This window comes from Hyphomicrobium sp., assembly GCF_019744875.1.
GTDB lineage: Bacteria > Pseudomonadota > Alphaproteobacteria > Rhizobiales > Hyphomicrobiaceae > Hyphomicrobium_C.
The window spans coordinates 416,362-436,742 of the sequence record NZ_JAIETU010000003.1 but is presented as its reverse complement, the minus strand read 5'-3'; the positions used below and the strand labels follow the sequence as shown (position 1 = coordinate 436,742).

Genomic DNA, 20,381 nt, shown 5'->3' with positions numbered 1-20,381 from the left:
GGGGGCGGCGATGGCAAAGGCGGTTTGGTCGAACGAAAAGATCGTGAAACAGCTCGATTCGGGCGTTCACTGGTCCGGCGGCTCGCTCACCTACAGCTTTCCGACCAGCGCCAGCGGTTTTCCCGGGGGCGAAGCTGCCGGGTTTTCGCAGTTGAATGCTGCTCAGCAGGCCGCCGCAACGCTGACCATGGAGCTGTGGGACAGCCTCATCGCGCCGAACTTCAACCTGGCTGCAGGCAATTCGGCCAACATCAAGTTCGCCAATACGACGACGAACATCCAGTACGCGCACGCCTATTTCCCCGGTCAGTCGACGACGGCGGGATCGGTCTGGTTCAATTCGAACTACGGCGCCAATTCGGGCCAGAATAACGTCGTCGATCCGAAAGTCGGCGAGTATGGATTTCAAACTTTCGTGCATGAGGCGGGGCATGCGCTGGGGCTCAATCATCCCGGCAACTACAACGGCGGGGCGCCGACTTACGAAAAGAACGCGCTCTTCCGGCAGGATTCCCATCAGTACACCGTGATGTCGTATTTCGGCGCGGACAAGACCGGCGCCGACTGGGTCGCGAGCGACGGCAAGCGCTACTTCGCGCAGACGCCGATGGTGCTCGACATCATGGCGCTGCAGAGCATGTACGGCGTGGACACCACGACGCGGACCGGCGACACGACATACGGATACAACTCGAACGCGGGGACTTCCGTGTTCGATTTCACGCTCAATCCGCACCCGATCGTGTGCCTCTTCGACAGCTCCGGCAACGATACGATCGATCTGTCCGGATCGAGCTATGCGTGCGTCATCGATCTCAATCCGGGTGCGTTCTCGAACTCGGACATGATGACGTCGAACATCTCGATTGCGTTCAGCGCCTGGATCGAGAACGCCGTCGGCACGGCACAGAACGACACATTGAGGGGCAATGCGCTCAACAACGTGCTTTCGGGCGGTGCGGGCAGCGATACGCTGATCGGCGGCGCGGGCGCGGATACGCTCTATGGTGGCGCCAACGATGACACGCTCGACGGCGGCACAGGCGCCGATCTCCTCGTTGGCGGATCCGGCAACGACACCTATACGGTGGACGACGCGGGGGACATCGTTACCGAAGCGGCGAACGGCGGGACGGACGCGGTTCGGACTTCGCTTTCCTCCTACACGCTCACCGGCAATGTCGAGACGCTGACCTATACCGGAAAAGGTGCCTTCACCGCCTACGGCAACGCCAGCGACAACTTCATCACGGGCGGCACGAGCAATCAACTTTTCGGCCTGGGTGGCGCCGATACGCTGATCGGCGGCAAGGGCAACGATCTGCTCGATGGCGGCAGCGGCGCGGACGTGATGCAGGGCGATTTGGGGAACGACACCTATGTCGTCGACAACGCGGCCGACGTCGTCAACGAGGGCGCCAAAGGCGGCACGGATACGATCCAGACGGACCTGTCCACGTTCCAGCTCGGGACCAATCTCGAGCATCTGACCTACACCGGTATCGGCGCCTTCGACGGCACCGGCAACGCGGTTGCGAATACGATGATCGGTGGCGCGCTGGGCGATATCCTGCGCGGGTTGGCGGGCAACGACGTGCTGCACGGTAATGCGGGCAACGATCTGCTCGATGGCGGCGCGGGAAGCGACAAGATGTTCGGCGGCGCGGGCGACGATACGTATGTCGTCGATGTGGCGGGCGACTCTGTCACGGAGTTGGCCAATGCGGGCATCGACACCGTGCAGACCTCTCTCAAGACCTACACGCTCGGAAGCAACGTCGAGAACGTGACGTACATTGGAGCGGCAGCCTTCAAGGGCACAGGCAACGCGCTCAACAACACGATTGTAGGTGGTGCCGGGAACGACGTTCTCGATGGCAAGGCCGGCAACGACGTGCTGGTGGGTGGCGACGGAAACGACATCCTGATCGGCGGCTTGGGTGCCGACGTGATCACGTGTGGCGCGGGCGCGGACATCGTTCGCTTTTCGGTGCTCAACGACAGCAACACGTTTTCGTACGACACCATCACGGATTTCGATGCGAGCGTCGATATCATCGATCTCAAGCTTCTGGATGCGAGCACCAAGCAGGCCGGCAACCAGGCTTTCAAATATCTCGGCGACACGAACTTCACGGGTGTCGCGGGCCAGTTGATTTTCTCGAACGGTTTTCTCAGCGCGGACGTCAACGGCGACGCGACTGCCGACTTCTGCGTCTATCTGCAGAACGTCGCGAGCCTTGCTTCGGCACAGTTTTATTTGTGATCTGAGCTGATTTCCGAGGGCGCAACCTCGGATTTTCCTAGGCCGGCGCAGAAATTAGCGCGGTGTATGGCCTTCCGCCGACGCTTAAGAGTTCTTTCGTGAACGCTGTGTATTTTCTTCGTGATCCAGTATTGGAGCGAGAAATATGTATCGCGTTCTCTCCTGCCTGGCGACGGAGCACGACTATTGGCTTGTTGCCCTGGCGGCGGTGGTTTGCGTTAGCACGGCGCTGACGACGTTCATGACTTACTCCGTGGCGACCACCAGCCGCGGGCTCCGCAGAACCAGTTGGTCGATCCTCACCGGGGTGTCCGCCGGAACGGGGATCTGGGCGACGCACTTCGTTGCCATGCTTGCCTACGACGGCGGATTTCCTACCGAATTCGACCTCAACCCGACCTTGGCGTCACTTCTGATTGCTGTCGCGCTCGCTGCGGCGGGGTTCATGTTGGCCGGGCGCGGGGGACAATGGTGGCCGCGCGCGGGCGGGGTCGTGATCGGCCTTGCCATCGGCACGATGCACTACGTCGGAATGACAGCGCTCAAGGCTCCCGGTACGCTCGAGTGGGATGCTTCGCTCGTCGTCGCCTCATGGATCTTCGGTATCGCGGTGGCGTGTGCGGCGCTGCATGTGTTCCATCGCAAGCAGGGTCTCGCGGCGATCGTTTCCGCGGCTGCCTTCCTGGCGCTCGCCATCTGCAGCATGCATTTTACATCGATGGGTGCGGTCAGCATCCTGCCGGATCCAACCGTGGATTTTCAGGCTTCGACTCTGGACCGCCCGCTGCTCGCGATGATGACGGCGGCCATTACGTTCGTCGTGCTGCTGTCCGCGGCCACGGCGGTCGTCATCCAGCGTGCGAACATTCGCTGTGAGACCGCGTTGCGCGAACAGAACAGCCGCTTCGATGCCGCTGTGCGCCATCTGCCCGTCGGCTTGTCCATGTTCGACGGGCAGCACCGCCTCATCATGTGCAACGATTTCTACCGGACCATGTATGGCCTGACGGAAGAGCTCACCCAGCCGGGTACGCCGTTTGGCGATATCATTCGCTACCACGCAGAAATGAGCTGCGATGCGGACGCCGGCCCGGTGACTGCCGAGGCGGACGAGTGGATCGAAGGGCTGAAGAAGCGATTGAGCGTCGGCAAGGCGTTCACTGGTCCTTTTCATCTCAAGGACGGGCGGACAATATTCGTGCGCGTCGGGCCAATGGCGGGCGGCGGCTGGGTCGACGTCCATGAAGACGTGACCGAACGCAGCCAGCAGGAAGCGAAGATCGCGCACATGGCGCGTCACGACATGCTGACCGGCTTGCCCAATCGCGCGTATCTGCACGAGCGGCTTCAGCAGTCGCTTCATGGCCAGAGTGCGACGGAGAAGACGGCTCTTCTGTTCCTCGATCTCGACCGCTTCAAGGACGTGAACGATACGCTCGGACATAGCGTCGGCGATGCTCTGCTCAAGGCGGTCGCGGAGCGGTTGCGCGAGTGCGTGCGGAAGTCGGACATCGTTGCGCGGGTCGGTGGCGACGAGTTCGTCGTGATGATTTGCACGACCGAGCCTGCCAGCGAGCCTGCAAGCCTTGCTGCGCGCATTATCGAAACCGTGCGCCAGCCCTATGACATCGAAGGGCATGAATGCTCGATCGGAACGAGTGTCGGCATCGCGTTCTCCAATGGAGACGTCGATGGGGAAGCGCTTGTCGCGCAAGCCGACCTGGCTTTGTACCGCTCGAAGAGCGATGGACGCGGCACGTACCGTTTCTTCGAAGAAGAGATGAATACAAACGCGCGACACCGCCGCAGGGTCGAGCACGACTTGCGGCTGGCGCTGGTCAATGGCGAGTTTGAGCTCGACTATCAGCCGCTGGTCAATCTTGAGCGCGATGAAATTTCCGGTTTCGAAGCGCTTCTGCGCTGGCGCCATCCGGAGCGCGGGACAGTCCCGCCGGCGGATTTCATCCCCGTTGCGGAGGAAAGCGGACTGATCATCCCCATCGGCGAATGGGTTCTCCGGCAGGCGTGCGCCGATGCGGCGAACTGGCCGGACCATATCAGGGTGGCGGTCAATCTTTCGCCCGTGCAGTTCAGGGGGCGGACACTCGTACAGTCGGTCTTCAACGCTGTTGCGGCGTCGGGAATTGCGCCCGGCCGGCTCGAGCTCGAAATCACGGAGTCCGCGCTGCTCAGCGACAGCGAAGAAACGCTGGAGATCCTGCGGAAGCTGAGCGATTTCGGCGTGCGGATCGCGATGGACGATTTCGGCACGGGGTATTCTTCGCTTCGCTATCTGCGCAGCTTCCCGTTCGACAAAATCAAGATCGACAGGAGCTTCATCTCGGGGCTTGCGGACGGCGATAGCAGTCTGGCCATCGTGCGCGCCATCAGCGGATTGGGCCGCGCGCTCGATCTCTCGATTACGGCTGAGGGTGTCGAAACTCAGGAACAGCTCGACATGATCCGCCACGAAGGCTGCACTGAGATGCAGGGCTTTCTCTACAGCAAGCCCAAGCCGGCCTCAGAGCTTCGTGCGTATTTTTCGGACCACGTAGAGCGTGCTGCGCCGGTCGAGCCGCCTGCGCCGGCGGCGCGCGCCCGGAAGCAATACGCTTAAGAAGAGGAGCGGGCGGGCGTGGCCGTTGCGGTGCTCGTCACCACAAGGGCGCGACGCCGAAGTGCACGGCGAGAATGCCTGCAATGAGGACGCCGTGGACAACGAGCGCCGTGACGGGATCCACCCTTGGCGGGGCGGCGTTCCGTTCGAGATCCTGCCTTCGCGGGTCATGGAGCATGGCCGCGCCTCCTGTTTTTTTGTTCGTGTGCGGCCCGCTATGAGGCGCGCGCCTGTTTTGCATTCGCCGCATCCGCTTTGGACGCCGCGTCGAGCGCGCTTTCCAGGTCTTCGATCAGGTCTCTTTCCGCTTCGAGGCCCACTGAAATCCGCAGGAGCCCATCGGTGATGCCAGCGGCGCGGCGCGCATCGGGGTCCATGCCGACATGCGTCATCGTGGCGGGATGCGCGACGAGGCTTTCCACCCCGCCGAGCGACTCGGCGAGCGTGAACACTTGGACCGCCTCCACGAAGCGGCGGACCGCGTCCGTGCCGCCGGTAAGCTCGAAGCTCAGCATTGCGCCGAAGCCGCTCTGCTGAGTCTTGGCGATCGCGTGGCCGGCATGGGAGGGCAGACCCGGGTAGTGGACCTTGGAGACCATCGGAGAGCCTTCGAGGTGCTTTGCGATGGCGAGCGCCGTCTGCTGCTGCTGGGCGACGCGCGGAAAAAGCGTCCGGATGCCGCGAAGTGTGAGATAGGAATCGAAGGCGGAGCCCGTGACGCCGACGATGTTGGCCCAGGCCGCCAGGGTATCAGCATCCGCCTTGTCCGCGCAGACGACCGCGCCTCCCACCACGTCCGAGTGTCCGTTGAGGTACTTGGTCGTCGAATGGATCACGTAGTGCGCGCCGAGTTCGAGGGGACGCTGCAGGGCGGGTGAGAGAAACGTGTTGTCCACCGCGACCTTTGCGCCGGCCTTCTTGGCGCGCTCGGTAATGGCGCGGATGTCGACGACGCGCATCAACGGATTGCTGGGTGTCTCGATCAGCACCATCGCCGGAGAGGCCGCGAAGGCCGCGTCCAATTGGCGGGGATCTCCCATGTCGACGAACATGACATCGAACTGCTTGAGGTCGCGGCGTGCCGACAGAAGGCGATGTGTTCCGCCGTAGCAATCGTGCGGCGCAATGAGGAGATTGTGGGATCTGAGCTGGCTGAACGTCAGGTCGACCGCCGCCATTCCAGACGACACGACGACGGCTCCCTGGCCGCCTTCCAGATCCGCCAGCGTTTCGGCGAGAAGCGCGCGCGTGGGGTTCGAGGTGCGCGAGTAATCGTGGGCGCGCGCGCGTTCAAAGCCTTCGAACGAATAGGTCGTGGAGAGGTAGATCGGCGGCACCACCGCGCCGAAGGCCGTATCGGATGCGATGCCGGTTCGCGCCGCCACCGTTTGTGGATCTTTTCGGTTTGTCATAAGTGTCGCGTCCCGCGTCAGCCGCAAATGAAGCCGCCGCCAGTGGCGAGCATCTGTGGGTTAGGATACTATATCGTATCACGATATATCAAGAGGGCATCATGCCGAGCGCCGCGCCGCCATCGAAGTTTGCCAAGACCAAATACGAAGCCCTGGCGGACTTTCGCTATGCGCTGCGGCGCTTCTTCGCGTTCAGCGAGCAGGCGGCCGATGCGGCAGGGCTCAGTCCGAGACAGTATCAGGCGCTGCTCGCCATCATGGGGGCGCGCGACCATCTCGGGATCGGGGACGTGGCCGAGCGGCTGATGATCCGGCATCATACCGCAGTCGAGCTCGTCAACCGGCTGGAGGCGAACGGCTTCGTCAGCCGGGTCAAGGATCGGGAGGATGCGCGGCGGGTTTGCGTTCTGCCGACCGCCAAGGCCGAACGGCTCATGGACGGGCTCGCATCGGCGCACCTTCTGGAGCTGAAAGGGATACGCCCCGTGCTGGAACAACTTCTCGATCAGTTTGATGCGCCGTTGGCTGCATCGGGCAGCCGGACGGGACGTGGCGGCCGTTCCGCGCAACGCGTGCGGAGGTCCCATGATTGAGACGCGTGCTCAGCCCAATCCCGAGCCGCGTCCGGCGCGTGCAGGTGCACACGCTTTGCGGTGCCTCATTCTCGGGGCTGGCGCGGTTGGCGGTTACATCGGGGCGAAGCTGCTGGCGGCGGGAGCGGATGTCGTGTTTCTCGCGCGCGGGCAACGGCTGGCCAGCTTGGCCTCGCGCGGGCTGATCGTCGAAAGTTCGCTCGGCAATTTCTCGACGCCCGCGCGCGCAACAAGCGCGCTGGATCCGGCTTTCGCGCCGGACGTCATTGTCATCGCGTGTAAGGCTCCGGCGCTGGACAGCGCTATCGAGGCGATCGCGCCGGCGGTCGGCCCTGCAACCCGTATTCTCTCGCTTCTGAACGGTGTCGTGCAGCTCGAAATTCTGGCGCGTAAGTTTCCGCACACGGTGGTGCTGGGCGGGGTCGTGCACGGCGCCCTCACGCTTCGCGACGACGGCGTGATCGCGCATCTCTCACCTTTTTTTTCGACGACCGTCGGGCCGGTGTCGGGACAGCCGGATCCGGTTGCGGAGGATTTCATCAGGCTGCTCGGCGAGGCGCGGGTCGATGCCGTGCTGAGCGCTGACGTCCAGCGGGATTTGTGGAGCAAGTTCGTGTTCCTCACCACGCTTGCGGGCGCGACCTGCCTGATGCGGGCCAGCATCGGCACGATCATGGCCTGCGCTGATGGGCGCGGCCTGATCCTTCAGCTTCTCGACGAATGCCTCGCGGTTGCGCGCGCGGAAGGCATCACGCCCGACAAGGCGGCGATGGTCGCTTACCGCAGAACGCTGACGGAGCGGGAATCGTCGCTCACGTCCTCGATGCTCCGCGATGTCCGGGGCGGCCGGCACACGGAGGCGGACCACATTCTGGGTGACATGGTGCGCCGGGCCGACCGCCATGGACTTGCGACTCCGCTGCTCAGGATCGCCAATACGCATCTTCAATGCTACGAAGCGGGTTTGGTGTAAGAGCGTCCGAAGCGCACGCACGAGACGTATCGTGGGGTCAGGGGGCCGCGAGCCTTAGGAACTCTTGGCGCGTCTGTGGGTCGTCGCGGAAGCGTCCCAGCAGTCTGCTCGTTACGAGTTCCGTTCCTGGCTTGTGTACACCGCGCGTCGTCATGCACTCGTGAGTCGCCCGTATCACGACACCTACGCCTTTCGGCTGCAGCGCTCCGTCGATCGCATTGGCGATCTGCGCCGTCATTTTTTCCTGGATCTGCAGGCGTTTTGAAAATGCATCGACGACCCGTGCAAGTTTGCTGATGCCGACAACGCGGCCATCCGGAATATAGCCGACCCACGCGCGTCCGATGATTGGCGCCAGGTGGTGCTCGCAGTGACTTTCAAAGGAAATGGCCCGCAAGATGACCATCTCGTCGTAGTTCTCGATCTCGTCGAACGTCTTGCGCAAGAGGGCCTCGGGATCGAGCGCGTATCCCGAGAAGTATTCCTCGAATGCCCGCGTGACGCGGGCCGGCGTTTCGAGCAAGCCAGGGCGTACGGGATCGTCGCCCGCCCATCGGATAAGCGTGCGCACGGCAGCTTCCGCCTCGTGCCGATTTGGCTTGGAGAGGTTTGCTGCGACTGGCGGGGACTTTACTGCTGCTTGTCTGCTATTTGGCGATGACATGAACCGTCCCCTTCATTCCCGGGTGGATGCGACAGTAGTAAGAGAACGTCCCTGCCCGCGTGAGCTTGAGCTCGGCCGATTTCTCGGCGGGAATGGGGACGTCCCATTCTTCAGATGTTTCCGTTGCCGTGTGATCGATGAAATCCTCGTTGACCCATTCGACCGTCTCGCCGGCCTGGACCGTTATTTCCGCAGGTAGGAAGGCGAGGTTCGTGATTTTCACACGAACGGGTTCGCCTCCCTGAGACGGGAAAGTCAGCGCCAGTTGAAATATCCCGGCGAATGTCGCGCCTGATATTTTTCGCATGTGACCCCCACTAATGATGCGTGTGCGCCAGCATCTCGGCGTGGTGGAGGTGTCCCTCGAAAATCTTCAGGCCGGTTTCCAAGAGGCTCTTGAGTTCCGCATTGCTGGACGATGGGATGAGTGTCGTCCTCAGCGCGTCGTTGACCATCTTGTGATAGGCGACCTCGTTGTCGACGTAGGCTTTCTCGAACGCTGAGCCCGAAAGCGATGCGAGTTCGGCCTGCTTTTTTTCGGCTTGCGCAATCAGGGCCTTGCTCGTTTCGTTGTCCACCGGAGTGACGCCGAGCTTCTTGACCAGGGTCAGCGCTTTGTCGTTCACGGCCTGATGGTCGCGCACCATGTCGTTGGCGAATGCGCGGACTGTCTCGTTTTTTGACTTTTCGAGTGCGAGCTTCGCGGCCTTGATATCGAGATCGCCGGCTGTATAGGCGATGTGGGCGATCTGCGGATCGGATGGCTTGTCGGCTGCGATGGCGATTGCCGTCGACAGAACAAGACCGGCAACCATGCCGATCATCGAGTTTCTCATCATGTTGGTCTCCGTGCGTGGGGCCTGCGGCCCTGTTGCAGTCACGGAGCATTGGATGGGCGTTTCGGCGGAAGGTTCCCGCCTAGAAGCCGAGGCGGCTGACAACCGCATCCGTAATTCGCTCGCAGCGCTTGCCGTCGAACGGGAAGACGTCGGCGAACTGCGGTCCAAGGTGTTCCGCGAGTGCGTCCTTGAGAAGCTTGCGTGCGCGGTGCAGGCGGGTCTTTACGGTTTCAGGCAAGAGATCGAAGGCCGCGGCCGTTTCCTCGACGCTCATCCCTTCGATCATTCGTGCCACGAGCACGGCGCGGAAGTCGCGCGGTAGCGCGTCGATGGCGCTTTCAACAATGCGGCAAAGCTCTGATTGCGCCATGGCGCGCTCCGGATCCAAAGCGGTGCGGGACGAAGCCGGAAACGGAATGATGTCCGCTACCTGCATAGGCCCGCTCTCGCGGCCAATGGCTGAAATCGGCACGTCTACGTGGTGCCTCAAGCGCTGGAATGCCTCGTTGAGTACGATACGGGTCAGCCACGTCGACAACGTCGACTCGGCGCGAAAGCTGCCGAGCGCCGCGAAGGCGCGCAGGTAAGCCTCCTGCAGCACGTCCTCGGCCTCGCCGTCGTCGCCCAAGATACTGCGCGCCACGCGATAGAGGCGCCTGTTGTACCGCTGGATGAGGGCCCGCACGGCCGCTTCGTCGCGCGCAAGCACGCGGGCGACAAGTTCCGTGTCGGGTGCCTCTTGAAGCGCATCGTGTTTTAGCTTGTGCATCGGGTGGGTTCCGGACGATTACTCTGGCCTTCATTGGATGCTGGCTGGCTGGAAAGGTTCCCGGGTAACGAACATCGCACGCTGGCGCTAAAAACGAGGCTCGCATGATCGTCCGACTGTCCAAGGTTCTGCTGGTCGCTTCGGTCGGCGCTTTTGCGCTGCTGGTCGGCATCGACAACCTTCTCGACTATGGCACCAATCTCCGGTTCGTCGAGCATGTGCTCTCGATGGACACGACGTTTCCCGATTCCGCGCTGCGCTGGCGGGCGATCACCGCGCCCTGGCTGCAGCATGTCGCTTACTGGCTGATCATCGCGGCGGAGCTTGCGTGCGGTGCGCTGTGCCTTGCCGGCGCGTGGCGGCTGTTCAGGCTGAGGGGTGCGTCGGCGGCGCGCTTCAACGCGGCCAAGGGGCTGGCGGTCGCGGGCCTCACGTTCGGTTTCCTGCTCTACTACGGCGGCTTCCTCGTCGTCGGCGGCGAGTGGTTCAAGATGTGGCAATCGCAGACGTGGAACGCGCAGGCGGCGGCCTTCCGCTTCGCCGCATGCTTTGCGCTGGTGCTGATCATTGTTTTGATGCGTGACGAGGAGCTGGAGTAGGCAGACTGCCTGTAGCTGGAGTGCAACGCGGTCGCTCCATCCGGTTGAATACCTACGTATTTTGTTGACGCCCAAAGTAGAGTTTGCAAGCTGAGCGCGATGCAACTCGGGTGTTCAAACGATGCGGCTGTCCAACAGAGCCTTCCGGTCTCGGCTTCTCCGAGGCTCTTTCTGCCTCGCGACGACGATTGTTGCTCATCCGGCCTTGGCGCAGACGGCAAGCGAACAGCCGCAGCCTTCATCGCAGCTTCCCCCGATTGAGGTGGAAGCGACTGCGACGAAGACGCCAGCCAAGAAAAAGGCCGCGCCTTCCAAGCCTAAGCAGCAAACATCGGTTCAGGCCGCGCCTGCGCCCGAGCCTGCTGCGCGCGCACAAGACCGCCCGGAAACCGCTGTGAGCCCCGTGCAGGGGTTCGTCGCCAAAGTCAGCGGCACGGCGACGAAGTCCGACACGCCCTTGATCGAGACACCGCAAGCCGTCTCGGTCGTCACGCGCGATCAGATGGACCAGCAAAGCGCCACCAGCGTGAAAGAGGCGCTTCAATACACGTCCGGCGTTGCCGCGGGCACGCGGTCGGCGTTCGGCGGCTATGACATCGTCTACTCAAGAGGCTTCGTTCTCGACCGCTACCTCGACGGTCTCAAGTATCTCGGTGGCGCCAACTACACGACACCGCAGATCGAACTCTACGGTCTCGAGCGGCTTGAGGTTCTGCATGGGCCGGCCTCGATGCTCTACGGCTCGGCATCGCCGGGCGGTATCGTCAACGCCATCAGCAAACGGCCAACCGACGAGCCCTTTCACGAGATCCAGCTTTCATTTGGAAACTTCGACCGCGTTCAGGCCGCATTCGATTTCAGCGGCCCCGTCGATTCCGACAAAAGGTGGTCCTATCGGTTGAGCGGGCTCGCGAGCGGCGTCGACTCGCAGGTCGACTTCAACGAGCAGGAACGCTACTGGATCGCGCCGGCACTCACCTGGCGTCCCGTGACCGGTACGACATTGACGTTCCTCGCCAACCTGCAGCACGATCCCGACGTCGGCCTTTACAATAACATTCCGTCTTACGGTTCGGTCACGCCAAGCCCGTTCGGCGAAATCCCGCGCCACCGGTTCCTTGGCGAGCCCTCCTACAACGTCAACAACCGCGACCAGCAGTCGGTCGGCTACGCTTTCGAGAGCCACCTCAACGACAGCTGGACGATGCGCCAGAACCTTCGCTACATGCACACCGACGGCGCCGTGCACCAGTTCCTGCCGTTTCCGGACGGCATGCTCGATCCCACTACGATGCTTCGCTTCGTCGTCGATCAAACGGCCGACATCGACGCGTTCTCCGTCGACACCAATGCAGAGGCGAAGTTCCGCACGGGGCCGCTCGCGCATACGTTGCTGTTCGGCGTGGACTATCAGCATCTCAACGAACGGTCGTTCGTCAATCTGTCGCTTGGCGCGCCCATCGACATCTTCAATCCCGTTTACGGCGACACCTCGATCCTGGTGCCGGGCGCACCTGAAATCACCGATCAGGTGCTCGATCAGACGGGCATCTATGTGCAGGATCAGGTGAAGTGGGACCGGGCGGTCTTCACTCTCGGTCTGCGCCAGGACTATGCCTCCACGAGCACCGACGATTTGCTGGGCGTGGCGCTCGACAACAGCCAGGATGACGAAGAGTTCACGCAACGGTACGGCATCACTTATCTGCTGGACGGTGGATTTGCGCCGTACGTCAGCTATTCGACGTCGTTCCAGCCGACGCTGGGCTCCTCAGGAGGGCGTGCTTTCGAGCCCACGACGGGCGAGCAGTACGAGGTCGGCATCAAATACGAGCCGACGGGATACAAGGCGCTCTTTACGCTCGCCGCTTATGACCTCACGCAGCAGAATGTTGTCACGGCTGATCCGGTCTTGCCGGCCACTCGCGTGCAGATTGGCGAGGTCCACTCGCGAGGGTTTGAGGCGGAAGGAAAGGTCAGCCTCACGGATCAGCTTGACCTGATCGGGTCCTATACGCTCGTCGATGCCGAGATTACCGAAAGCCTCAACCCGACAATCCTCGGCAAGCATCCCCTGAACATCCCAGATCAGCTCGCCGCACTTTGGGCGTTCTATCGCATCGAAGATGGGCCGCTGGCGGGGCTCGGGTTCGGCGGCGGCGTGCGCTACGTGGGCGAATCCGCGGGCAACGAGGACAACACTCTGGAGGTGCCGGACTTCACGCTTTTCGACGCGGCGGCGCAGTACGATTTCGGGGCGCTGTCACCGCGCATGGCCGGCACGAAGCTGCAGCTCAACGTCTCGAATATCTTCGACGAGAAGTATGTGTCGCAATGCACCAATCGTGAGACCTGCCTGTATGGCAACGGCCGCACAGTGATCACGTCGATCAAGTATCAGTGGTGAGGTTGCGTGCAGCCTGCGGGCTGCGGACGCTTCTCCTGGTGAAGTCCCGTCATTCGTAAGAGCGCCCGTTCGTCGAGGTAGAGTCCGTGCGCCGCTCGCGACGCGCGCACGCCTTCGGCATGCACGTTCACGCCGTCACTGAGCGGCGGGAATGGACTTGTGGCGAGTGTGCCACGCAGCATTGTGGATTCAGCCAGTTGCGGACGTTCCGATGGCTGTACACGCGGAGCGCGCAGGGGCATTGTGCTCGCCATTGCCATTTGTATGTAATGCGGGGAGTTGGTGGTGTGGCGGGGTTCTTAGAGGTCGGTCTCAATCTTCCTTACGTCAAAGAGTTTGTCGCGGCCATCGTCGGCGTCGGTGGGTTCGCATACACCTTTTACAAAATAGGGAGGCGCGCCGGTAACGGCGGTGATCTAGCTCAGATCGCGTCTCTCAAACAAGAATCTCAATCGCTTCGCGAACGGTTTCAAGATCTCGAACGCACTGTCAAAGATCCAAAGGATTTTTGGCTTCGCTCACCGTCCACCGTCGATTTGGTGGAGCACCAGAACGCGCAGGCTTCAAGCATTCCGGTGATATGCGTTGTGAACTTCAAAGGTGGGGTGGGAAAGACGACGATTTCCGCCAACCTCGCGGGTCATTTTGCTGCGCTTGGTAAGCGCGTTCTTCTCATCGACAGCGACTATCAGGGAAGCCTTTCTGAAACTGTCATGGCCCACGCGAACGTCGCGGACTATGTCGGCAGTTCCTACATGCTTATCGAAGGGGAACGCGATCCTGAAGCTGTGCGCGGCAAAGCTGAGCGCCTTCTTTCAATCAACAGTGGGATGTGGATTTACCCCGCGTTTTACGACTACAGCCGCTCCGAAGTGAAGATGATGTTCCGCTGGCTTGTGGGGCGCGACAATGAGGTTAGGTACAATCTCAGTCGCTACCTCCGATCAGCGCCGTTCAGCTTCGACAATCCTGATACTGGATTCGACCTCGTAATTATTGACGCGCCGCCCCGGTTGTTGACTGGCGTCGTCAATGCCCTCGTGGCGAGCACCCATGTGCTGGTCCCAACCATTTTGGATGGACAGTCGCAGAGAGCGACCGTCAACACCGTGATGGCGATCCAGCAATTCAGACAGAAGCTCAATCCGAGCCTTAAGTTTCTCGGTATTGTGCCTTCGATGGTGTCGACCGCGGCGGGATACAATGATCGGGAACTGGAAGCTATCGGCGATCTCGAGCGATCGCTTGGGGAGAGTGGTGAGCTTGTGCCGGTGTTGAAGAGCTGTCCGATCTGGCGGCGTGAAGAGTTGGCAAAAGCTGGCGGGAGCGAGATTGTCTATAGCCGGACTTCCAACAATGCGTCGACGAGGGAAGTGCGAGAGATGTTTGGGCATCTAGGTCAGCATGTCGAGCGGAACGTACGTTGGCGCACATCACGGTCTCTTGAAGAAATGTTTTCCGTTCCCGGTGCAAAAGTTAGGGTTTCCCAATGAACGTTAAGTCGTTGCGCGAAGGGCTCGGCGGCATTGGCTTGTCTTCTGACGAACTCGCTTCGCTTGACGCTGCTCTCCGCCCACTCGACGACATGACGATGGAGCAATTCTGTTCACAGCTTGCAAAAATCAAAGTTCCGAAACGGAAGTCTGTGCCGACGCCTGATGGTTCGCTGGTTTCTAAATACCTTGAGGAACTCAAAGGCTCTCGCGGTGAATTTGGGGCATTCACGGCCGTTCTTGATAGGGTGCGGGCGGATCGAACTGTGAAAGCCCGCGAGGCTATTCTTCTAGCCCAGGCGTTTCTCGGAGACCAACGCGAGTACAAGTCAAAACCGTTGGCGCTGAAAGCGATTGCTACACGCCAGTTTAATGACGAACGCCTCGCGTCGAGAAAGGGAAAGGTCTCTGGAATTTTCTAATACTACGCCCGCTGGGCGCTCGGTGGCAGCCGCGCGCCGATCCATCTAAGTCCGTGTCGCATTTATGACAATTCGGCGTCGGCGACGGGCGACGTGCGTGCTCGCGCGGGTCTCCGGCGATGGCGCGAAGGGGGTGGCGCGGCTGGGTGCGGCGTGTTTCGATGGTCGCGACGCCAACAGCCGACGGGTGCTCGATGGACGACGACAGGCCCGCTGCGCAGGAAACCCCCGCTGCGAAGGAAACCATCGTTCTCGTGCACGGCACCTTCGCGGGGCCTCGCGGTGAAGACGCGCGGTGGTGGAAGCCGGACGCCCTCAATCCCTTCATCAAGCGGCTACATGACAGGCTCGGTGAGGCCGCTCCGCGCTGCTGGGCGCATTGCGACGAAGTGGCCCCGTACTTTTTCTGGACGGGCGCCAACCATTGGGTCGATCGCTTCTGGGCCATCCAGCACCTGCGCGAGCACATCACCGAGCTTCATCGGAAGGGCTGGGCTTGTCATATCGTGGGCCATAGCCACGGCGGCAACGTCATCGCGGAGGCGATGTACCTGTTGCGCGGCACGCCGGCGGAAAAGTCGGTGCGCAGTGTCGTCACGCTCGGTACGCCATTCCTCGACGTTTATGGACCGATCCAGCGACGCAATTTCAAACGGCTTGGCTGGATTACGGCGGCCGGCTTGCTGCCCGCGTTGGCGCTGATCGGCCTCATGATCGAGGAACGCGTCCGCGCCGGACATTGGACGGATGCTGCCAGCGCCTACGCCATCGCGGCCGCTGCTATCGCCGTTGCGTTCTGCTTCGTGTGGATGATCGTGCTGCCGCGGATCATGCCGCATCTATTCCGCAAGAGCGCTGATCCAGTTCCCGCGTTGGGCATCAACAGCCGGTACGATGAGGCCTGGCAGCTTCTTCATCACGTCCGCAGCACGCCGAACCCGCTGGCCGTGAAAGAAAGTTTGCCGGCGTACGTGCTTGGCAGGCTGAAGGCCGCGGCCCTGCTCAGGTACGAGGCTGCGAAAACACTGGTGATCCGCCAGGCGCTCGACAGGTCGCCGTCGGGGCCCGCGATGACGTGGGTTTTCCGGTTTTTCTACGTGCTCATCCTCGCGTGCATTCTGGCCGTTCCGTATCATTTCGGGCTTTCGCCGCAGTCTCTTTTGCTGACCGTGTTCGTGGGGTGCCTCGCAATTATCGGCGCGGTGCTGCTGATCGCGCTCCTTTCGCTCGGGTCTGGCCGGCACGTCGCCAACTTCTCAAAGCCGATCGAGCTTACGTTCACCTCGCTGCTCGCCTTGCCCATCATTCCGAGCGAGTGCGTCACCTATCTCGTGCGCAAGCAGTCGTGGACGCTGCTGCAAAGGTGGGCGCTCGGTCTCGACGGCTACCGGTATCCGCTTCCGGAGGTCACGACCGTGCCGCAGCGCGCCGGGGGCACGCAGTTCACGTTCGAGGCGCTGCCTGCCGCAGTGGAGACGCGCGCCATGGCGGCCAGGTCGGGCTGGATCAATAGCCATCTTGGTTCGGCTGCGGACCTGTTTTCGAATCTTGTGCTCACCGCTTCGGATGTCGCTGACCTGCTGCAGCACATCGAACGCGACCAGAGCCTTGTGCACGCCGCCTACTACACCGACGACGACTGCGTTGAGCGTATTGCGCGCTGGATCGAGCAGCATTCAACGCGTCAGCAAGCGTAAATCTCGCTCGCTCCCAAGCCCGCTGTAATGCCCTCCACTTCGTCAGGAGTTGGCGCGTAAGCACGACCGTGCAACGCCGTATCCGATGGCACGGCGTGGCTCTGGGCTTCGCAAGTGATATCGCTGCTACCAGCGGCGCCAGTGACGGTGATGGAGGCGGAAGGGGCGATAGCCGTAAAAGCGGATATGCCGGCGCGGGTAGTAGTAGCGCGGGGCGTAATAGTAATCGTCGTAATAGCCGCCGCCGTAGGCATAAGCGGGATAGCGGTAGTAGCGGCGGTGATACCGGTGATGGTGGATGCCGCCGAGGATGACGGCTGCGGCGATGCCCCCGCCGATCCATCCCCATCCGCGCCGGGCTTCGGCGCGCTCGGCCGAGCTTGCGACAAGGAGCATTGCGAGTGCCAGGGACGCGAGGATCGCGGCAGGCGTTCGAACTGTCATTGTGACCTCCCGGGTTTGCTTGTCTCTCCATTTTGCGGTGCGTTCGAAAGCGAGCGCGAGCCGCCGAAAAGGTCAGGCCGGGCGTGTGCGGGGCGACTTCGAAATTGAGGGTCGCGGCGCGTGGGGTGGCCTGCGCGTGGGAACGTCGAGGCTTCTACGGGGGCAATGCTACGCCCGTGCGCGCGCTCGCAATCGGTCGCAGTATTGAGGTCACGCGCTCGTGTCCGCGCCTATCGAATTGCCCAGGGTGTGTGGAAGACAGGGTGGACGGGATGGCGTTCAATCGGTCGTGGACCCGGTTCCTGCGTTCCTTCGGGCAGGACGTCAGGGTCGTGCGGCCCGACGTTTCCGCCGCCAGTTCCAGCAAAGAACCAAAAACCAAAGTGGGGCTGCAATTCCTACGACGGCCATAAACGGCAGGAACAGGAGCAACGCGTAAACGTCCGTTCTGAGGTTGTGCTCGGCGACGGAGTTCGAGGGGTTGCGGGTGTCATAGTAGACGCCCGCTCGATCGCCAGGTTGGAGAGATGGCGGTTCGCGCACGTCGCCTCGCACGGTCGAGCCTGGATGCTCGACGCCATCGGACGCCGTGAATCGATAGTCGATGGTGAGCTCGTATTTGGGGTCGCCGCCCTTGAACCTTCCGACTTCCACGATCTTGACGTTCTGCACGACGCCGTCCGTCCTCGTTCCGAACCAGAGCAAGGCTCCTTCACGCGCCAGTCGGGGGCCCATGATCGTGATGGCGGCCGAGCACGCCAAGGCCATCATCAGCATCAAGGCGCCGATGCCGAAAAGGGTGCGCGATCTGGTGGCGTGCGCCCAGGCGTCGAAGCTGTCCTGGCTGATGAAGATCTTCGACGCCGAGCTCATGCGGTCTCTTGTTCCAATCCGTGAGACCCAGGCCGCCTAACTAGACCAAGCGGCTCTGCTCCACGGCTGCGTGGATGAAGCTCTTGAACAGCGGATGCGGGTCGAAGGGCCGGCTTTTCAGTTCGGGATGGAACTGCACGCCGATGAACCACGGGTGGTCCGCATATTCGACCGTCTCGGGCAGCAGGCCGTCCGGCGAGAGGCCGGCGAAGCGCAGGCCTGCCTTTTCGAGGCGCTCGCGGTAGGCGGTGTTGACCTCGTAGCGATGGCGGTGACGCTCGGAGATGTCGTTTGCGCCGTAGATATCGGCGATGCGCGTGCCCTTGCCGAGCGACGCCGCGAAGGCACCGAGCCGCATGGTGCCGCCGAGATCGCCACCCTGGCGGCGCTGTTCCAGCTCGTTGCCGCGCATCCATTCGGTCATGAGGCCGACGACGGGCTCCTCGCTGCCGCCGAACTCGGTCGAGCCCGCGTGCGTGATGCCGCACAGATTGCGCGCCGCCTCGATGGTTGCCATCTGCATGCCGAAGCAAATGCCGAAATAGGGCACTTTGCGTTCGCGCGCGAATTTGACGGCGAGGATCTTGCCTTCAGAGCCGCGCTCGCCGAAGCCGCCGGGCACGAGAATGCCGTGCACGCCTTCGAGATAGGGGGCGGGGTCCTCGCGCTCGAAGATCTCGCTCTCGATCCATTCGAGGCGGACCTTCACCCTGTTGGCGATGCCGCCGTGCACCAGCGCTTCGATGAGGGATTTGTAGGCGTCCTTGAGGCCGGTGTACTTGCCGACGATGGCGATGGTGACTTCGCCTTCCGGGGACGCGATGGCGCGCGAGATGGTTTCCCAGCGTGTGAGGTCGGGTGTGGGGGCGCCGTTGATGCCGAACGCTTCCAGCACCTGCTGGTCGAGGCCTTCGCGGTGGTAGGCGAGGGGCACGTCGTAGATGGAGGGTGCGTCGAGCGCCTGGATGACGGCGTCCTCGCGCACGTTGCAGAACAGCGCGATCTTCTTGCGCTCGGATTTCGGCACCTCGCGGTCGGCGCGGCACATCAGGATGTCGGGCTGGATGCCGATCGAGCGCAGCTCCTTCACGGAGTGCTGCGTGGGTTTGGTCTTGAGCTCGCCGGCGGATGGAATGTAGGGCACGAGCGTCAGGTGGACGAAGATGGACGCGCCGCGCGGAAGCTCGTTGCCGAGCTGGCGGATGGCTTCGAAGAACGGCAGGCCTTCGATGTCGCCGACCGTGCCGCCGATCTCGACCAGCACGAAGTCGATGCCCTCGTTGCCGGTGAGCACGAACTGCTTGATGGCGTCGGTGACGTGCGGGATCACCTGTACCGTGCCGCCCAGGTAGTCGCCGCGCCGCTCGCGGGCGAGGATGTCCTGGTAGATGCGGCCGGTGGTGATGTTGTCGGACTTCTTGGCCGGAACGCCGGTGAAGCGTTCGTAGTGGCCGAGGTCGAGGTCCGTTTCGGCGCCGTCGTCGGTGACGAACACCTCGCCGTGCTGATAGGGGCTCATCGTTCCGGGATCGACGTTGAGATACGGGTCGAGCTTGCGGAGACGTACGGAATACCCACGCGCTTGCAGAAGCGCGCCGAGTGCGGCTGACGTCAGGCCTTTTCCAAGGGAGGAGACCACGCCACCGGTGATGAAGATGTACCGTTGCATGGGCTTTAACAGTAGAGCGCTAGCGGCGTGATTCGAAGAGGATTTCTTGTCTCATCCACGACCGGTGTGGGAAGGGCCGGAGGAGCGAGGATTATCCGCACTGGGCTGTGGACGGATCAACGGGTGGGGATGAGGTCTGGTCCTGGTCCAGCTCGGCGCGATAGCGCTCGAAGGCGCCCCGGGTTTCGACAAAGGAGGGGTCGGCGGGCGCCGGGGCGAACGTGACGTCGGCGGTCAGGATGGTGTGCGCGCTGACCTTGGTCTTGCCGGCGCCCATGCTGCCCGGCTTGCCGCCGGTGACGTAGGATTTGCAGGAGTTCGAGACCTGCACGCCTTCGACCTTGAAGTATTTGTGCTTTGCGTCCTTGCCGATTTCGGCGGCGCGCGTAAGGGCGATTTTTTCCATGCGTTCACGCGGCGAACCGAGCGGGCCCTTGACCTCGATGCGGTAGCGGTCCTGGCCGATCAGGCTTTCGGAAAAGCCGACCGGCATGAAGGCGCTGGCGTGCTGATAGGGAACGGGACCCACCCCCGCGAACGCGCCAATGCCTGTGGCGCCGATGCCGGACTGGGAGCAGCCTGCCACGAGGAGCGCGCCGCCCATGCCGCTCAAGACTGCCAATGTTGCCGTCGCGCGTCTGCGC

Annotated in this window: 19 protein-coding genes; 9 read left to right on the top strand and 10 right to left on the bottom strand. The window is 62.3% G+C overall.

Translation table 11 applies throughout. From position 1 onward, the window contains the following. Positions 1-10: 10 nt before the first annotated feature. Both K2Y42_RS08945 and K2Y42_RS08940 read left to right on the top strand, forming a co-directional pair. A complete protein-coding gene (locus K2Y42_RS08945) occupies positions 11-2,266 on the top strand; it encodes a M10 family metallopeptidase (RefSeq protein ID WP_291151247.1) in 2,256 nt (751 codons plus the stop codon). A 145-nt stretch (positions 2,267-2,411) separates the two neighbouring features. Beyond that, positions 2,412-4,883, top strand: coding sequence for an EAL domain-containing protein (locus K2Y42_RS08940; protein ID WP_291151245.1), 2,472 nt, complete (start codon positions 2,412-2,414; stop codon positions 4,881-4,883). A 37-nt stretch (positions 4,884-4,920) separates the two neighbouring features. Here K2Y42_RS08940 and K2Y42_RS08935 read toward each other — a convergent pair whose 3' ends face one another. Together K2Y42_RS08935 and metB are read right to left on the bottom strand one after the other, a co-directional pair. Next, complete coding sequence (locus K2Y42_RS08935; protein WP_291151242.1) at positions 4,921-5,061, bottom strand: hypothetical protein; 141 nt, start codon at positions 5,059-5,061, stop codon at positions 4,921-4,923. A 37-nt stretch (positions 5,062-5,098) separates the two neighbouring features. Next, positions 5,099-6,295, bottom strand: coding sequence for a cystathionine gamma-synthase (gene metB / locus K2Y42_RS08930; protein WP_291151239.1), 1,197 nt, complete (start codon positions 6,293-6,295; stop codon positions 5,099-5,101). 101 nt (positions 6,296-6,396) lie between these two features. Here metB and K2Y42_RS08925 point away from each other — a divergent pair, with 101 nt between their 5' ends. Continuing rightward, the gene (locus tag K2Y42_RS08925) at positions 6,397-6,888 is read left to right on the top strand and encodes a MarR family winged helix-turn-helix transcriptional regulator (protein WP_291151237.1); all 492 of its coding nucleotides are present in this window, start codon (positions 6,397-6,399) and stop codon (positions 6,886-6,888) included. Next, complete coding sequence (locus K2Y42_RS08920; RefSeq protein WP_291151235.1) at positions 6,881-7,861, top strand: ketopantoate reductase family protein; 981 nt, start codon at positions 6,881-6,883, stop codon at positions 7,859-7,861. Before K2Y42_RS08925 ends, K2Y42_RS08920 begins: the two co-directional genes overlap by 8 nt. A gap of 37 nt (positions 7,862-7,898) precedes the next feature. On the opposite strand, the gene folE is transcribed toward K2Y42_RS08920, so the two are convergent. From folE to K2Y42_RS08900, 4 genes are all read right to left on the bottom strand, one after another. Beyond that, positions 7,899-8,525 carry a GTP cyclohydrolase I FolE gene (gene folE, locus K2Y42_RS08915; protein WP_291151232.1) on the bottom strand — a complete coding sequence of 209 codons (627 nt, stop codon included), beginning with the start codon at positions 8,523-8,525 and terminating at the stop codon, positions 7,899-7,901. Further along, positions 8,509-8,832, bottom strand: a complete 324-nt coding sequence (locus tag K2Y42_RS08910) for a plastocyanin/azurin family copper-binding protein (protein ID WP_291151230.1) — start codon at positions 8,830-8,832, stop codon at positions 8,509-8,511. The genes folE and K2Y42_RS08910 overlap by 17 nt, the downstream gene beginning before the upstream one ends. Before the next feature lie 10 nt (positions 8,833-8,842). After that, positions 8,843-9,361, bottom strand: a complete 519-nt coding sequence (locus K2Y42_RS08905) for a DUF4142 domain-containing protein (RefSeq protein ID WP_291151442.1) — start codon at positions 9,359-9,361, stop codon at positions 8,843-8,845. Positions 9,362-9,443: 82 nt separating this feature from the next. Then, positions 9,444-10,133 carry an RNA polymerase sigma factor gene (locus tag K2Y42_RS08900; RefSeq protein WP_291151227.1) on the bottom strand — a complete coding sequence of 230 codons (690 nt, stop codon included), beginning with the start codon at positions 10,131-10,133 and terminating at the stop codon, positions 9,444-9,446. Between the two features lie 104 nt (positions 10,134-10,237). On the opposite strand from K2Y42_RS08900, the gene K2Y42_RS08895 reads away from it, so the two are divergent. The 5 genes from K2Y42_RS08895 to K2Y42_RS08875 all read left to right on the top strand — a co-directional run bounded on the left by K2Y42_RS08895 (position 10,238) and on the right by K2Y42_RS08875 (position 16,751). Then, positions 10,238-10,732, top strand: a complete 495-nt coding sequence (locus tag K2Y42_RS08895; protein ID WP_291151225.1) for a DUF2165 domain-containing protein — start codon at positions 10,238-10,240, stop codon at positions 10,730-10,732. 394 nt (positions 10,733-11,126) lie between these two features. Next, entirely contained in the window at positions 11,127-13,139 is a 2,013-nt protein-coding gene (locus tag K2Y42_RS08890; protein WP_291151222.1) for a TonB-dependent siderophore receptor, read from the top strand. A gap of 287 nt (positions 13,140-13,426) precedes the next feature. Next, on the top strand, positions 13,427-14,632 hold the full coding sequence (locus tag K2Y42_RS08885) for a ParA family protein (RefSeq protein ID WP_291151220.1): 1,206 nt from the start codon (positions 13,427-13,429) through the stop codon (positions 14,630-14,632). Continuing rightward, positions 14,629-15,054, top strand: coding sequence for a hypothetical protein (locus tag K2Y42_RS08880; protein ID WP_291151217.1), 426 nt, complete (start codon positions 14,629-14,631; stop codon positions 15,052-15,054). Before K2Y42_RS08885 ends, K2Y42_RS08880 begins: the two co-directional genes overlap by 4 nt. 194 nt (positions 15,055-15,248) lie before the next feature. Continuing rightward, a complete protein-coding gene (locus tag K2Y42_RS08875; RefSeq protein WP_291151214.1) occupies positions 15,249-16,751 on the top strand; it encodes a hypothetical protein in 1,503 nt (500 codons plus the stop codon). A gap of 126 nt (positions 16,752-16,877) precedes the next feature. Here the strand turns inward: K2Y42_RS08875 and K2Y42_RS08870 are convergent, their stop codons facing one another. From K2Y42_RS08870 to K2Y42_RS08855, 4 genes are all read right to left on the bottom strand, one after another. Beyond that, complete coding sequence (locus K2Y42_RS08870) at positions 16,878-17,195, bottom strand: hypothetical protein (RefSeq protein ID WP_291151212.1); 318 nt, start codon at positions 17,193-17,195, stop codon at positions 16,878-16,880. Between the two features lie 324 nt (positions 17,196-17,519). Then, complete coding sequence (locus K2Y42_RS08865; RefSeq protein WP_291151209.1) at positions 17,520-18,068, bottom strand: DUF3592 domain-containing protein; 549 nt, start codon at positions 18,066-18,068, stop codon at positions 17,520-17,522. 40 nt (positions 18,069-18,108) lie between these two features. Then, positions 18,109-19,737, bottom strand: a complete 1,629-nt coding sequence (locus K2Y42_RS08860) for a CTP synthase (RefSeq protein WP_291151207.1) — start codon at positions 19,735-19,737, stop codon at positions 18,109-18,111. Between the two features lie 91 nt (positions 19,738-19,828). Further along, positions 19,829-20,359 carry a hypothetical protein gene (locus tag K2Y42_RS08855; RefSeq protein WP_291151206.1) on the bottom strand — a complete coding sequence of 177 codons (531 nt, stop codon included), beginning with the start codon at positions 20,357-20,359 and terminating at the stop codon, positions 19,829-19,831. Between the last annotated feature and the right edge of the window lie 22 nt (positions 20,360-20,381).

Excerpts from the sequence above, each read along its gene's own strand:
- K2Y42_RS08880 (WP_291151217.1), top strand. The coding sequence starts at position 14,629 with ATGAACGTTAAGTCGTTGCGCGAAGGGCTCGGCGGCATTGGCTTGTCT.
- K2Y42_RS08895 (WP_291151225.1), top strand. The coding sequence starts at position 10,238 with ATGATCGTCCGACTGTCCAAGGTTCTGCTGGTCGCTTCGGTCGGCGCT.
- folE (WP_291151232.1), bottom strand. The coding sequence starts at position 8,525 with ATGTCATCGCCAAATAGCAGACAAGCAGCAGTAAAGTCCCCGCCAGTC.
- K2Y42_RS08920 (WP_291151235.1), top strand. The coding sequence starts at position 6,881 with ATGATTGAGACGCGTGCTCAGCCCAATCCCGAGCCGCGTCCGGCGCGT.
- K2Y42_RS08910 (WP_291151230.1), bottom strand. The coding sequence starts at position 8,832 with ATGCGAAAAATATCAGGCGCGACATTCGCCGGGATATTTCAACTGGCG.
- K2Y42_RS08865 (WP_291151209.1), bottom strand. The coding sequence starts at position 18,068 with ATGAGCTCGGCGTCGAAGATCTTCATCAGCCAGGACAGCTTCGACGCC.
- K2Y42_RS08905 (WP_291151442.1), bottom strand. The coding sequence starts at position 9,361 with ATGAGAAACTCGATGATCGGCATGGTTGCCGGTCTTGTTCTGTCGACG.
- K2Y42_RS08900 (WP_291151227.1), bottom strand. The coding sequence starts at position 10,133 with ATGCACAAGCTAAAACACGATGCGCTTCAAGAGGCACCCGACACGGAA.
- metB (WP_291151239.1), bottom strand. The coding sequence starts at position 6,295 with ATGACAAACCGAAAAGATCCACAAACGGTGGCGGCGCGAACCGGCATC.
- K2Y42_RS08945 (WP_291151247.1), top strand. The coding sequence starts at position 11 with ATGGCAAAGGCGGTTTGGTCGAACGAAAAGATCGTGAAACAGCTCGAT.
- K2Y42_RS08925 (WP_291151237.1), top strand. The coding sequence starts at position 6,397 with ATGCCGAGCGCCGCGCCGCCATCGAAGTTTGCCAAGACCAAATACGAA.
- K2Y42_RS08940 (WP_291151245.1), top strand. The coding sequence starts at position 2,412 with ATGTATCGCGTTCTCTCCTGCCTGGCGACGGAGCACGACTATTGGCTT.
- K2Y42_RS08870 (WP_291151212.1), bottom strand. The coding sequence starts at position 17,195 with ATGACAGTTCGAACGCCTGCCGCGATCCTCGCGTCCCTGGCACTCGCA.
- K2Y42_RS08935 (WP_291151242.1), bottom strand. The coding sequence starts at position 5,061 with ATGCTCCATGACCCGCGAAGGCAGGATCTCGAACGGAACGCCGCCCCG.
- K2Y42_RS08860 (WP_291151207.1), bottom strand. The coding sequence starts at position 19,737 with ATGCAACGGTACATCTTCATCACCGGTGGCGTGGTCTCCTCCCTTGGA.
- K2Y42_RS08875 (WP_291151214.1), top strand. The coding sequence starts at position 15,249 with ATGGACGACGACAGGCCCGCTGCGCAGGAAACCCCCGCTGCGAAGGAA.